Source organism: Pseudomonas sp. No.21 (assembly GCF_054558415.1).
This window is the reverse complement of sequence record NZ_BAAJNO010000017.1, coordinates 1-12784: the sequence shown is the minus strand read 5'-3', so window position 1 is coordinate 12784 and position 12784 is coordinate 1. Positions and strand designations below refer to the sequence as shown.

General features: G+C 68.6%; 11 protein-coding genes. 8 read left to right on the top strand and 3 right to left on the bottom strand.

Annotation, left to right across the window (positions count from 1 at the left end):
* The first annotated feature begins 9 nt into the window (after positions 1 to 9).
* The 7 genes from urtC to ACYJSS_RS26900 all read left to right on the top strand — a co-directional run bounded on the left by urtC (position 10) and on the right by ACYJSS_RS26900 (position 6695).
* The gene (urtC, locus tag ACYJSS_RS26930) at positions 10 to 1188 is read left to right on the top strand and encodes an urea ABC transporter permease subunit UrtC (protein WP_111260689.1); all 1179 of its coding nucleotides are present in this window, start codon (positions 10 to 12) and stop codon (positions 1186 to 1188) included.
* Positions 1185 to 1943: an urea ABC transporter ATP-binding protein UrtD gene (urtD, locus tag ACYJSS_RS26925; RefSeq protein WP_021219669.1), complete on the top strand. Its 759-nt coding sequence runs from the start codon at positions 1185 to 1187 to the stop codon at positions 1941 to 1943. Before urtC ends, urtD begins: the two co-directional genes overlap by 4 nt.
* Positions 1944 to 1973: 30 nt before the next feature.
* On the top strand, positions 1974 to 2663 hold the full coding sequence (gene urtE / locus ACYJSS_RS26920; protein ID WP_021219670.1) for an urea ABC transporter ATP-binding subunit UrtE: 690 nt from the start codon (positions 1974 to 1976) through the stop codon (positions 2661 to 2663).
* A gap of 203 nt (positions 2664 to 2866) precedes the next feature.
* Positions 2867 to 4096, top strand: a complete 1230-nt coding sequence (gene fmdA, locus ACYJSS_RS26915) for a formamidase (RefSeq protein WP_236205993.1) — start codon at positions 2867 to 2869, stop codon at positions 4094 to 4096.
* Between the two features lie 84 nt (positions 4097 to 4180).
* Positions 4181 to 4528, top strand: a complete 348-nt coding sequence (locus ACYJSS_RS26910) for an FmdB family zinc ribbon protein (RefSeq protein WP_236205992.1) — start codon at positions 4181 to 4183, stop codon at positions 4526 to 4528.
* 16 nt (positions 4529 to 4544) lie between these two features.
* Positions 4545 to 5588, top strand: coding sequence for an aliphatic amidase (locus ACYJSS_RS26905; protein ID WP_236205991.1), 1044 nt, complete (start codon positions 4545 to 4547; stop codon positions 5586 to 5588).
* A gap of 63 nt (positions 5589 to 5651) precedes the next feature.
* Positions 5652 to 6695, top strand: a complete 1044-nt coding sequence (locus ACYJSS_RS26900; protein WP_236205990.1) for an AAA family ATPase — start codon at positions 5652 to 5654, stop codon at positions 6693 to 6695.
* Here ACYJSS_RS26900 and ACYJSS_RS26895 read toward each other — a convergent pair whose 3' ends face one another.
* From ACYJSS_RS26895 to ACYJSS_RS26885, 3 genes are all read right to left on the bottom strand, one after another.
* On the bottom strand, positions 6696 to 8663 hold the full coding sequence (locus tag ACYJSS_RS26895; RefSeq protein WP_236205989.1) for a TonB-dependent receptor plug domain-containing protein: 1968 nt from the start codon (positions 8661 to 8663) through the stop codon (positions 6696 to 6698).
* A gap of 327 nt (positions 8664 to 8990) precedes the next feature.
* The gene (dxs, locus tag ACYJSS_RS26890; RefSeq protein ID WP_111260695.1) at positions 8991 to 10895 is read right to left on the bottom strand and encodes a 1-deoxy-D-xylulose-5-phosphate synthase; all 1905 of its coding nucleotides are present in this window, start codon (positions 10893 to 10895) and stop codon (positions 8991 to 8993) included.
* A 37-nt stretch (positions 10896 to 10932) separates the two neighbouring features.
* Positions 10933 to 12150: an MFS transporter gene (locus tag ACYJSS_RS26885; RefSeq protein WP_236205988.1), complete on the bottom strand. Its 1218-nt coding sequence runs from the start codon at positions 12148 to 12150 to the stop codon at positions 10933 to 10935.
* Positions 12151 to 12243: 93 nt separating this feature from the next.
* Here ACYJSS_RS26885 and ACYJSS_RS26880 point away from each other — a divergent pair, with 93 nt between their 5' ends.
* Positions 12244 to 12693 carry a winged helix-turn-helix transcriptional regulator gene (locus tag ACYJSS_RS26880; RefSeq protein ID WP_111260697.1) on the top strand — a complete coding sequence of 150 codons (450 nt, stop codon included), beginning with the start codon at positions 12244 to 12246 and terminating at the stop codon, positions 12691 to 12693.
* Positions 12694 to 12784: the final 91 nt, after the last annotated feature.

Sequence of the window (12784 nt, the reverse complement as noted above, 5' to 3'; positions counted from 1 at the left end):
GGGCGGCAGATGAACGCAATCGACAAACTCCTCGGCGGGCGGCAGGGCACCATCGGCCTGCTGATCCTCGCCGTGCTGATCCTCGTGGTGTTCCCGCTGGCGCTGGATGCCTTCCGCCTGAACATGGTCGGCAAGTACCTGACCTACGCCTTCGTCGCCGTCGGCCTGGTGCTGTGCTGGGGCTACGGCGGCATCCTCAGCCTCGGCCAGGGGGTGTTCTTCGGCCTCGGCGGCTACTGCATGGCGATGTTCCTCAAGCTGGAGGCCTCCGACCCGGAGAGCACCAGGATCCAGTCCACCCCCGGCATCCCGGACTTCATGGACTGGAACCAGATCACCGAGCTGCCGCTGCTCTGGCAGCCCTTCCACAGCTTCGGCTTCACCCTCGTCGCGGTGCTGGCGGTGCCCATGCTGCTGGCGGCGGTGATCGGCCTGGCGATGTTCAAGCGGCGGGTGGGCGATGTGTACTTCTCCATCGTCACCCAGGCCATCGCCATGATCCTCACGGTGCTGATCATCGGCCAGCAGGGGCTCACCGGCGGGGTCAACGGCATCACCGACCTGAAGACCCTGATGGGCTGGGACATCCGCACCGACGGCGCCAAGCTCATCCTCTACTTCGTCAGCGCCTTCCTGCTGCTGGGCTGCATCGTCATCGGCAAGTTCATCCTCGCCTCCAAGCTCGGCCGCCTGCTCATGGCCATGCGCGACAAGGAGGAACGGGTGCGCTTCTCCGGCTACGACGTGGCCAGCTTCAAGATCTTCGTGTTCTGCGTGGCCGCCGGCTTCTCGGCCATAGGCGGGGCCATGTTCGCCCTGCAGGTGGGCTTCATGTCGCCGAGCTTCGTCGGCATCGTGCCGTCCATCGAGATGGTCATCTTCGCCGCCGTGGGCGGGCGCATGTCGCTGCTCGGCGCGGTGTACGGCGCGCTGCTGGTGAACTACGGCAAGACCTACTTCTCCGAGAGCTTCCCCGAGCTGTGGCTGTACCTGATGGGCGGCCTGTTCATCGCCGTGGTCATGTACTTCCCCAACGGCCTCGCCGGGCTCTGGCAGAGCCACGGCCGCCCGCGCCTGGAGCGCCTGCTGGCCACGCGCGCCAAGGCACCCGCCGCACCTGTGGCGACGCCCGCCGCGAGCCCGAGCCCGGCCCCGAGCACCCCCCGTGAACTGGAGCGCACACCATGAGCCCGAGCGGATTCGAAAGCCCGAAACCGGTGCTGGCCATCGAGGGCCTGACGGTGTCCTTCGACGGCTTCAAGGCGGTCAACGACCTCAACCTCTACCTGGACCGCAACGAGGTGCGGGTGGTGATCGGCCCCAACGGCGCCGGCAAGACCACGGTGCTCGACCTGATCTGCGGCAAGACCCGCGCCACCGCCGGCAGCATCCAGTTCGACGGCCGCGAGCTGACCCGCATGCGCGAGTACGACATCGTCCGTGCCGGCGTCGGGCGCAAGTTCCAGAACCCCTCCATCTACGAGAACCTCACGGTGTTCGAGAACCTGGAGATGTCCTACCCGGCCGGGCGCAAGGTGCTCGGCGCGCTGTTCTTCAAGCGCAGTGCCGAGGTCATCGCCCGGGTCGAGGCGGTGGCCGGGGAAATCTTCCTCAGCGAGCACCTGCACCGCCAGGCCGACCTGCTCTCCCACGGCCAGAAGCAGTGGCTGGAGATCGGCATGCTGCTGATGCAGGACCCGGAGCTGCTGATGCTCGACGAGCCGGTGGCGGGCATGAGCGTCAGCGAGCGCGCGCAGACCGCCGAGCTGCTCAAGCGCATCAGCCAGGGGCGTTCGGTGCTGGTCATCGAGCACGACATGGAGTTCGTCAAGAGCATCGCCCACAAGGTTACCGTGCTGCACCAGGGCAAGGTCCTGGCCGAGGGCAGCATGGAGGCGGTGCAGAGCAACCCGAAGGTGATCGAGGTGTACCTGGGGCATTGAGCCCCGGGCCAGCCATCAATGGAGTCCAGCATGTTCCAGATCAGCAAGCTCACCTCGGGCTACGGCCAGAGCCAGATCCTCCACGACCTCGACCTGGACGTGGCCAGGCAGGAAATCGTCGCCGTCATGGGGCGCAACGGCATGGGCAAGACCACCCTGTTCAAGAGCCTGATGGGCATCCTCCCGCAATGGGGCGGCGAGGTGCGCGTCGACGGCCGGGATATCTCCGCCCTGGAGACCCACCAGCGCGTTGAGCGCGGCATCGCCTACGTGCCCCAGGGGCGGATGATCTTCTCCCACATGACGGTGCTGGAGAACATCCAGACCGGCCTGCCGGCCTCGGCCAACGGCCAGGTGCCGGACGACCTCTACGCGCTGTTCCCGGTGCTCCACGACATGCGCTCGCGCAAGGGCGGCAACCTCTCCGGTGGCCAGCAGCAACAGCTGGCCATCGCCCGCGCCCTGGCCACCAACCCCAAGGTGCTGCTGCTGGACGAACCCACCGAGGGCATCCAGCCGTCGATCATCAAGGACATCGCCCGCAGCCTGAAGGAGATCCGCACCCTGCGCGACCTGACCATCGTCGTCTCCGAGCAGGTGCTGTCCTTCACCCTGGAGATCGCCGACCGCTTCCTGGTGATCGAGAAGGGCCGCTTCGTCATCGAGGAAACCCGCGACCGGGTCGACGAGGCCACCATCAGCCGCTACCTGTCGGTGTAGTCCGCAGCCGGGCTGCGGCCCGCAATCCCCGCCACGCCGTCCCCGTCCCCGTGCCCGCGCACGGGCGACGGCTTTCGCGCGCCTGCCCGGCCGCTTCCCACCTACGTAATTCGACGTATTCCCGATCCCGGCCAGGCGGCCAAGACTAGCTCCCAGCGCGGCCCAGACCGCCCGTCCAACGCAGGGTCCCAAGGAGCACTGACATGACCGAAACGCTGATCAAGGTCGACCTCAACCAGGCCGCCACCGAGAACGAACAGATCCACAACCGCTGGCATCCCGACATCCCCATGGCCTGCTGGGTCAACCCGGGCGACGACTTCATCCTCGAGACCTACGACTGGACCGCCGGCGCGATCAAGAACAACGACGACGCCTCGGACGTGCGCGACGTCGACCTCTCCACCGTGCACTACCTCTCCGGCCCGGTGGGGGTGAAGGGCGCCGAGCCGGGCGACCTGCTGGTGGTGGACCTGCTGGACATCGGCGCCAAGCCGGATTCGCTGTGGGGCTTCAACGGCTTCTTCTCGCGGCAGAACGGCGGCGGCTTCCTCACCGACCACTTCCCCCTGGCGCAGAAGGCCATCTGGGATTTCCACGGCCTGTTCACCAGCTCCCGGCACATCCCCGGCGTGCAGTTCGCCGGGCTGATCCACCCCGGGCTGATCGGCTGCCTGCCGGACCACAAGATGCTCGCCGACTGGAACAGCCGCGAGCAGGCGCTGATCGACACCAACCCGACCCGCGTGCCGCCCCTGGCCAACCCGCCGATGGCGCCCACCGCGCACATGGGCAAGCTGCGCGGCGAGGCCCGCGACAAGGCGGCCATGACCGGCGCGCGCACCGTGCCGCCGCGCGAGCATGGCGGCAACTGCGACATCAAGGACCTGTCCCGCGGCTCGAAGATCTTCTTCCCGGTCTACGTCGACGGCGCCGGCCTCTCGGTGGGCGACCTGCACTTCAGCCAGGGCGACGGCGAGATCACCTTCTGCGGCGCCATCGAAATGGCCGGCTGGGTGCACATGAAGGTCGAGCTGATCAAGGGCGGCATGGCCAAGTACGGCATCAAGAACCCGGTGTTCAAGCCCAGCCCCATCGTGCCCACCTACAAGAACTACCTGATCTTCGAAGGCATCTCGGTGGACGAGTCCGGCAAGCAGCACTACCTGGACGTCAACATCGCCTACAAGCAGGCTTGCCTCAACGCCATCAACTACCTGACCAAGTTCGGCTACTCGCCGGCCCAGGGCTACGCGCTGCTTGGTTCGGCGCCTGTGCAGGGGCATATCAGCGGGGTGGTGGACATCCCCAACGCCTGCGCCACGCTGTGGCTGCCGACGGAAATCTTCGACTTCGACATCAACCCCAACGCCTCCGGCCCGACCCGCTTCCTCGACGGCAGCGTCGACCTGCCCATCGCGCCGGACAAGTGAGTTCACCGCCCCGGCGGGAGGTTGCTCTGGACGGCGTACCTCCCGCCGGGACGGCGGACATCGAACGAAGACGAGGACCCCAACATGCCCATCTACGAATACGACTGCGCTACCTGCGGCGACTTCACCGCCCTGCGGCCCATGGCCGAGCGCGAGGCCCCCTGTGCCTGCCCGGTGTGCGACGAGCCGGCGCCGAGGGTGATCCTCTCCGCACCCGGCCTGGCCACCCTGGCCGGCAGCCAGCGCCGCGCCATCGCCGCCAACGAGCGCAGCGCCAACGCGCCGCAGACGGTCGAGGAGTACCGCGAGAACCGCAAGCACCCGAAAGGCTGCGGTTGCTGCACGCCGAACAAGCCCCTGGCGCCGACCCGGGCCAACCCCCATGCGTTGAAGACCAAGCCCGGCGCGCGGCCCTGGATGATCAGCCACTGAACGGAAGGAGAAGCCCATGCGTCACGGTGATATTTCCAGCAGCCCGGATACCGTCGGCGTCGCCGTCGTCAACTACAGGATGCCGCGCCTGCACAGCAGGGCCGAGGTGCTCGACAACGCCCGGCGCATCGCCGAGATGATCAAGGGCATGAAGCTCGGCCTGCCCGGCATGGACCTGGTGGTGTTCCCCGAGTACAGCACCATGGGGATCATGTACGACCACGACGAGATGATGGCCACCGCCGCCAGCATCCCCGGCGAGGAGACGGCGATCTTCTCCGCCGCCTGCCGCGAGGCCAGGACCTGGGGCATCTTCTCCCTCACCGGCGAGCGCCACGAGGAGCACCCGCACAAGGCGCCCTACAACACCCTGGTGCTGATCGACGACCGTGGCGAGATCGTGCAGAAGTACCGCAAGTGCATCCCCTGGTGCCCCATCGAGGGCTGGTACCCGGGTGACCGCACCTACGTCAGCGAAGGGCCCAAGGGCCTGAAGATCAGCCTGATCATCTGCGACGACGGCAACTACCCCGAGATCTGGCGCGATTGCGCGATGAAGGGCGCCGAGCTGATCGTGCGCTGCCAGGGCTACATGTACCCGGCCAAGGAACAGCAGGTGCTGATGGCCAAGACCATGGCCTGGGCCAACAACTGCTACGTGGCGGTGGCCAACGCCGCCGGCTTCGATGGCGTCTACAGCTACTTCGGCCACTCCGCGATCATCGGCTTCGACGGCCGCACCCTCGGCGAATGCGGCGAGGAGGAGATGGGCATCCAGTACGCCCAGCTGTCGGTCTCGCAGATCCGCGACGCCCGTGCCAACGACCAGTCGCAGAACCACCTGTTCAAGCTGCTGCACCGGGGCTACACCGGCGTCTACAACTCCGGCGATGGCGACCGCGGCGTGGCCGATTGCCCCTTCGAGTTCTACCGCACCTGGGTGCTGGATGCACAGAAGGCCCGCGACGATGTGGAAAAGCTCACCCGCAGCACCATCGGTGTCGCCGACTGCCCGGTGGGCGAGCTGCCCCACGGCGGGCGCGAACAGGTCGCGGGCTAGCGCGACGGCGCTCCGTGAACGGGGCGGCCCGCCGCCCGTGATTCCCTGAACCGAGGAGCCGGGATGCCCTTCGTCAACGACCTGATCGAGCACAACCGCGAGCACCTGGGGCGCGGCGAGGTGCCGGCGGCGCGCGTGCAGTCGCGCTTTCTCTTCGAGCCCGACACCGTCATGGCGCTGCTGCGCACCCGCATCGTCGGCCAGGACGCCGCGCTAGAGGCGGTGGAGGCCCTGCTCAAGGTGGTCAAGGCGGACATCGGCGACCGCGAGCGGCCCCTGGCGGTGAACCTGTTCATGGGCCCCACCGGCGTCGGCAAGACCGAGCTGGTGCGCCTGCTGGCGCTGGCCATCCATGGCCGTGCCGACGCCTTCTGCCGCATCGACATGCAGACCCTGGCCCAGGAACACTACGCCGCCGCGCTCACCGGGGCGCCGCCGGGCTACGTGGGCAGCAAGGAGGGCGCCACGCTGTTCGACGCCGAGGCCATCCAGGGCAGCTTCGGCCGCCCCGGCATCGTGCTCTTCGACGAGCTGGAGAAAGCCGGCAGGGAAGTGGTGCGCAGCCTGCTCGGGGTGCTGGAGCACGGCCAGCTGACCCTGAGCGCCGGCAGCCGGCGCATCGACTTCCGCAACAGCCTGATCTTCCTCACCAGCAATATCGGCGCCCAGGAGGCCTGGCAGTTCCGCGAGCGTTATTCACAGGGCTGGCGGCGCCTGCTCGGGGTTTCCCCCCGCAACGAGGCGCGGGTGCTGGAGGCGGCCTTGCAGCGTCACTTCGACCCGGAGTTCCTCAACCGGCTGGACCGCGTCGTCTGCTTCGAGCGCATCGGCGAGGACCACCTGGAGGCCTTGCTCGACATCGAACTGGCGCGCCTCAACCAGCGCCTGGCCCGCCAGGGGCGGACGCTGGTGCTGGAAGAGGACGCACGCAAACTGCTCTGCCTCGGCCATGACCCGCGCTACGGCGCCCGTGACCTGGGGCGGCGCGTGCGGGTGCTGCTGGAGCCGGCCCTGGCCGAGTGCCTGCTGGCGTCCCCCGGCGCGACCCGCCTGGTGGCGGCGTGCCGGCAGGGCGGCCTGTGGGTGCGCGCGGGCGAGGCGGGCTGACTAGAACTGCGGCGACCACTTGAGGGTCATCACCACCTTGCGGCCCTCTTCCTGGAAGCCGGTGTTCTCCTCGATGGTCGGGTCGGGGATGTCCACGTCGTTGTCGACGTAAGGGACGCCGTCGCCGAAGGGGTTGGAGGAGAAGCTGGAGCCGCTGCCGTAGTACTTCTGCGAGTACTGCTTGTTGGCGATGTTCTCCACCCGCGTCTCCACCTTCAGGCCCTTGAGGAAGCCCCAGCCGGCACGGATGTCGATGCGCCCGTAGCCCGGTGATTTCTGGGTATTGGCGGCGTCCACGTAGCGGCTGGAGACGCCCAGCCAGCTGAAGCCGAAGCTGTAGTCGCCGAACTGCTTGTCCACGTCCAGGGCCAGGTTGCGCCGCGAGCGGCCGGGCAGGGTATGGCCGGTGTCGCGGTCGCGCGGGTCCACCAGGCCCAGGTTGAGGCGGGTGGTCCAGCCCATGAAGTCCCGGGATGCGCTGAGGTCCAGGCCGTTGATGCGGGCCTTGCCGACGTTGCGCATCTCGTGGACGAAGACGGGGTCGAACTCCATCACGTCGGTGATCAGGTCTTCCACATCGGTGCGGTAGACGCCGAAGCTCCAGTCCGTGTCGTAGTGCGCGCCGCGCAGTTGGGCTTCCCAGGTCTTCGAGTGCTCGGGTTCGAGCTTGGGGTTGCCGTTAGGGAAGAATATGTCCGGCACATAGAGCTCGGTGAAGGTGGGCACGCGGAAGCCTTCGGCGTAGCTCAGCACCAGTTGGGTGTTCAGCGGCAGGTCGAAGTCCAGGGCGGCGTTGAGGCTGTCCTCGCTGCCGTACTGCTCGTTCTTGTCGTGGCGCCAGCCCAGCTCGGTGCCGAAGGGCGCAGCGCGGAAGCGATGCTGGGCGAACCAGGCCTGGTTGCGGCGCTCGGTTTCCTCGAAGGGCACGTTGGCGCGCAGGCGTTCCTCGTACCATTCGGCGCCCAGCAGCACCTGCTGGTGTTCGTCCAGGCGCAGGGTGTTCTGCCACTCCAGCGAGTCGCGGTAGGTGGCGTATTCCTCAAGGGCGGTGATGAAGTTGTAGACGGTGTCGAGGTGGCTCTTTTCCTCGGCGTGGCCGGCCTGCAGGCGGCTGGTCCAGCGCGGGTCGAGCTCCGCTTCGAGGTAGGCGGAGGTGCTGCTCAGGGTGAACTCGTCGGTGGGCTGGCCGGGGAACCAGACGGAGTCGCCGTCCATGTCGCTCTTGCCGCGCTGGTCGAGCAGGTTGAGGCCGGTGCGCCACTGCTCGGTGATGCGGTGCTCCAGGCTCATGCTCAGGCCGCGGTTGCGGTAGGTGTCGTCGTCGGTGTTGGCGCCGTCGATGTCGTCGCTGCGATCCATGCGCAGTTCTTCCAGGCTGGCGTTGAGGTCGAAGCGGGTGCGTTCGTCACCGCCGGAAAGCCCCACGCTGTTCTCGTTGGTGTCGCTGTCGCCGAGGCTGAAGTCGAAGCGCGGCTCCAGGCCGGCGCCCTCTCCACGGCGGGTGAAGATCTGGATGACCCCGCCCATGGCGCCCGAGCCGTAGAGGCTGGAGCGCCCGCCCCGGGTGACTTCGACCCGCTCGATCTGCTCCATGCCCAGGTATTGCAGGCGTGGCAGGCCGTCCACCAGCGAGCCGATGCGCACGCCGTCGATCAGCACCAGCGTCTGGTTGGCGTTGCTGCCGCGCAGGTAGAGGTTGGCCGAGCTGCCGCGCCCGCCGCTCTGCTCGACCGACATGCCCGGCACGCGGGCGAGCAGGTCCGGCACGCTCTTGGCCTTGAGCCGGGCGATGTCCTTGCGGGTGAAGATGCTGGTGGCGGCGGTGGCCTGGGAACGGGGCTCCAGCGCGTTGCCCGAAGTGGCCACCACATAGGGGCTCTTCAGCGCGTCGAGGCTGTCCAGGGGTATTTCTTCGGCTGCCGCGAGGCAGGGGGCCATGGCGATGGCCAGGGCCAGACGGGAACGCATGATCGATGTCTCCTCAAAAGGTCCATGGCTTTCGAGAAGGGCGGGACAAGAACGACTGCGCGACCGGTGATCGCCTGTGCTTGACGGTGCAGCCCCTCCGCAACACACGTCGTACGACGAGAACCGTTTCCACGTGCCCCCGCACCGCGTCGACGACTCTCTGGTCGTTCGACGACATCCTGCACGTGAGGCCGGGAGCCGGAACCGCCTGTTGCGGGCTCCCCGTGGTGGGCTCGGCTGGTCGCTCTGCGGCGGCCTGGGACCGGGCCCGGGTGTCTCGGGCAAACAAGCGCCGCGCCCGGTGGCGCGGCGATCAGTTAAGGCAGTCTAGCTGGCGGAACGCGCCAGCAAGGCCAGGCGTTCGCGGATCGAGGCTTCGATGCCGCTGGCGTCCAGGCCGCACTCGGCGAGCATCTGCGCCGGCTTGGCGTGCTCGACGTAGTAGTCCGGCAGGCCCAGGTGCAGCACGGGCAGCAGGAGGTTCTCGCGGGCGAGGAACTCGCTGACGGCGGCGCCGGCGCCACCCATCACGCTGTTTTCCTCGACCGTCACCAGCAATTGGTGGCTGCCGGCCAGTTCGCGCACCAGGGCCTCGTCCAGCGGTTTGACGAAGCGCATGTCGACCACGGTGGCGTCCAGCGTCTCGCCGACCTGCAGGGCCTCGGCCAGTTGCACGCCGAAGGCGAGGATGGCGACACCGGAGCCCTGGCGGCGAACCACGGCCTTGCCGATCTCCACCGGCACCAGCTCCTTGTCGATGCTGGCGTTGGGGCCGCTGCCGCGCGGGTAGCGCACCGCCGCCGGGCCCGGGAAGTGGTGCCCGGTGGTCAGCAGCAGGCGCAGCTCGTTCTCGTCGCTCGGGGTCATCACCAGCATGCCGGGGATGCAGCGCAGGTAGGAGAGGTCGAAGCTGCCCGCGTGGGTCGGGCCGTCCTCGCCCACCAGGCCGGCGCGGTCGATGGCGAACAGCACGTCGAGGTTCTGCACCGCGACATCGTGGATCAGCTGGTCATAGCCGCGCTGGAGGAAGGTGGAGTAGATCGCCACCACCGGCTTGGCGCCGTCGCAGGCCATGCCGGCCGCCAGGGTCACGGCGTGCTGCTCGGCGATGGCGACGTCGAAGTAGCGATCGGGGAAGCGCTCGGCGAAGGCCACCAGGTCCGAGCCTTCCTTCATCGCCGGGGTGATGCCCACCAGGCGCGGGTCCTGGGACGCCATGTCGCACAGCCACTGGCCGAAGACGTTGGAGTACTTGGGCCCGGAGGCCTTCTTCGGTGCGGCCGGCGCGTTGATCGGCTCCAGCTTGGTGATGGCGTGGTAGCCGATGGGGTCGGCCTCGGCCGGGGCGAAGCCCTTGCCCTTCTTGGTCACCACGTGGAGGAACTGCGGGCCCTTGAGGTCGCGCATGTTGCGCAGGGTGGCGACCAGGGTGGGCAGGTCGTGGCCGTCGATGGGGCCGATGTAGTTCCAGCCGAGTTCCTCGAACAGGGTGCCGGGAACCAGCATGCCCTTGGCGTATTCCTCGGTGCGGCGGGCGATCTCCCAGGCGCCGGGCAGGCGCGAGAGCACCTTCTTGCTGCCTTCGCGCATGCTCGCGTAGGTGCGGCTGGAGAGGATCTTGGCCAGGTAGTTGGACAGGCCGCCGACGTTGCGCGAGATCGACATGTCGTTGTCGTTGAGGATCACCAGCATGTCGGCCTGCACGTCGGAGGCGTGGTTCAGCGCCTCGAAGGCCATGCCGGCGGTCAGTGCGCCGTCGCCGATCACGGCGATGGACTTGCGCCCCGAGCCCTGCATGCGGGCGGCGATGGCCATGCCCAGCGCGGCGCTGATGGAGGTGCTGGAGTGGCCGACGCCGAAGGTGTCGTACTCGCTCTCGCTGCGACGCGGGAAGGCGGCGACGCCGTCCTTCTGGCGCAGGGTGCCCATCTGCTCGCGGCGACCGGTGAGGATCTTGTGGGGGTAGGCCTGGTGGCCCACGTCCCAGACCAGCCGGTCGTCGGGCGTATCGAAGACGTAGTGCAGGGCGATGGTCAGCTCGACCACGCCCAGACCGGCGCCGAAATGCCCGCCGGTCTGGCCGACGGTATAGAGCAGGTACTGGCGCAGTTCGTCGGCCAGGGTTTCCAGCTCGGCTTCGCCCAGCCGGCGCAGCTCGTCCGGCGTCACCGCGCGGTCGAGCAGGGGCGTGAGCGGGCGCTCGCGGGGAATCTCGTGGAACGTCGTGGGCATCAGGCTAGTCGTTATGGGTGCAAAAAGATGCGGCAGTTTACCTGATGCCGCTTTGCCTGCCCAAGACATGGTGTCGGATGCCGTTGCGGCCCGGCAGGGTCGCCCACCAGAAGGCCAGGGCCAGCAGGCTGAGCGCCCCGCCGGCCAGGCACACGCCCAGCCAGCCGGCCCGGGCATGGAGGTGGGTGGCGGCGAACGCGCCGAGGGCGCTGCCGGCGGCGTAGAACAGCATGTAGAGGCTGATCAGGCGGGCGTGGGCGGGGTTGCCGCCGCCCAGCACCAGGCTCTGGTTGAGCACGTGCAGCGCCTGGCCGGCGGCGTCCAGCAGGAGGATGCCGAGAACCAGCGCCCAGAGCGATTGCCCGGTGAAGGCCAGCGGCACCCAGGCCAGCGCCAGCAGCGCCAGGGCCAGGCCGCTGGCACGCTGCGCCTGGCCGCGATCGGCCCAGCGCCCGGCCCGCGCCGCCGCCAGCGCGCCCACCGCCCCGACCAGGCCGAAGGCGCCGATGGCCCCGGGGCTCAGCGACAGGGGCGGAGCGCTCAGCGGCATCACCAGCGCGGCCCAGAACAGGTTGAACACCGTGAACAGCAACAGGGCCAGCACGCCGCGCACCTGCAGCACGCGGTCCTCGCGCAGCAGCACGAACATCGAGCGCAGCAGCGCCGGGTAGCCCAGGCCGGCTTCGCTGCGCAGTGCCGGCAGGCACCGCCAGAGCACCGGCAGCAGCGCCGCCATCAGCAGCGCCGAGAGCAGGTACACCGCGCGCCAGCCGCCCAGGTCCGCCATCGCCCCGGACAGGCTGCGCGCCAGCAACAGGCCGACCACCACGCCCCCCTGCACCAGCCCCAGTACGCGCCCGCGCTGCGCATCGCCGGCCAGGCTCGCGGCGAAGGCCAGGAGGCCCTGGGTCATGGCCGTGCCGAGCAGGCCGAGGCCGAGCATGCCCAGCAGGGTCAGCCACGGATGGCGGGCGAGGGCGACCAGCAGCAGCGAGCCGACCAGCAGGAGCAACTGCGCGGCCATCAGCCGGCGCCGCTCCAGCAGGTCACCCAGCGGCACCAGCACGAGAAGGGCCAGGGCGCTGCCCGCCTGGGTCACGCTGATCACCCCGCCGATGGCGGCACGGCTGATGCCCAGGTCGCTGGCCATCGCATCCAGCAGCGGGTGGGCGTAGTAGACATTGGCGACGCTGAGGCCGCAGGCGACGGCCAGCAGCCAGGCCTGGGCAGGTGACAGGGAGCCTCTGGAGGGCATGGTGCGATCCTTCTGGTTTCAAAATGAAACCATTTGAAGGCTACTTGCGGTGGTTTTAAACTGCAACCAGTTTTCGCGATGGAGAGAGGAGCGATGAACCACGACGCAACCGTCGAGCACTGCCCGGTGGCCCGGGCGCTGGAGCTGGTGGGCGACCGCTGGTCGCTGATGATCGTGCGCGACCTGTTCGACGGCCTGCAGCGCTTCGGCGAGTTGCAGAAGAGCCTCGGCGTGGCCAAGAACATCCTCAGCGACCGCCTGCGCCGGCTGGTGGCCGAGGGCATCCTGTGCATCGAGCCGGCCGCCGACGGCAGCGCCTACCAGGCCTACGCCCTGACGCCCAGGGGGCGCGACCTGTTCACCCTGATCGTCAGCCTGCGCCAATGGGGCGAGGCCCATTGCTTTGCCCCTGGCGAGGTGCACTCCGAGCTGCTCGATCCCGCTGGCCAGCCCCTGGCTCGGCTGGAAGTCCGCGATGCCGATGGCCGCCCCATCAGCGCCACCGACACCCGGGTGCGCAAGGTCGACGTCGCGGCGGGTTGACCGTGCAGCAGGATGCCGTGGGCGCGAATTCATTCGCGATCGAGGCATGAGGCGACTCGTGGGGCGGGGCGGGCGGCGTTCCGCGAGCCGT

Bases quoted from the DNA above. Each gene is read 5' to 3' on its own strand.
- urtC (WP_111260689.1), top strand. From the start codon at position 10: ATGAACGCAATCGACAAACTCCTCGGCGGGCGGCAGGGCACCATCGGC.
- urtD (WP_021219669.1), top strand. From the start codon at position 1,185: ATGAGCCCGAGCGGATTCGAAAGCCCGAAACCGGTGCTGGCCATCGAG.
- urtE (WP_021219670.1), top strand. From the start codon at position 1,974: ATGTTCCAGATCAGCAAGCTCACCTCGGGCTACGGCCAGAGCCAGATC.
- fmdA (WP_236205993.1), top strand. From the start codon at position 2,867: ATGACCGAAACGCTGATCAAGGTCGACCTCAACCAGGCCGCCACCGAG.
- ACYJSS_RS26910 (WP_236205992.1), top strand. From the start codon at position 4,181: ATGCCCATCTACGAATACGACTGCGCTACCTGCGGCGACTTCACCGCC.
- ACYJSS_RS26905 (WP_236205991.1), top strand. From the start codon at position 4,545: ATGCGTCACGGTGATATTTCCAGCAGCCCGGATACCGTCGGCGTCGCC.
- ACYJSS_RS26900 (WP_236205990.1), top strand. From the start codon at position 5,652: ATGCCCTTCGTCAACGACCTGATCGAGCACAACCGCGAGCACCTGGGG.
- ACYJSS_RS26895 (WP_236205989.1), bottom strand. From the start codon at position 8,663: ATGCGTTCCCGTCTGGCCCTGGCCATCGCCATGGCCCCCTGCCTCGCG.
- dxs (WP_111260695.1), bottom strand. From the start codon at position 10,895: ATGCCCACGACGTTCCACGAGATTCCCCGCGAGCGCCCGCTCACGCCC.
- ACYJSS_RS26885 (WP_236205988.1), bottom strand. From the start codon at position 12,150: ATGCCCTCCAGAGGCTCCCTGTCACCTGCCCAGGCCTGGCTGCTGGCC.
- ACYJSS_RS26880 (WP_111260697.1), top strand. From the start codon at position 12,244: ATGAACCACGACGCAACCGTCGAGCACTGCCCGGTGGCCCGGGCGCTG.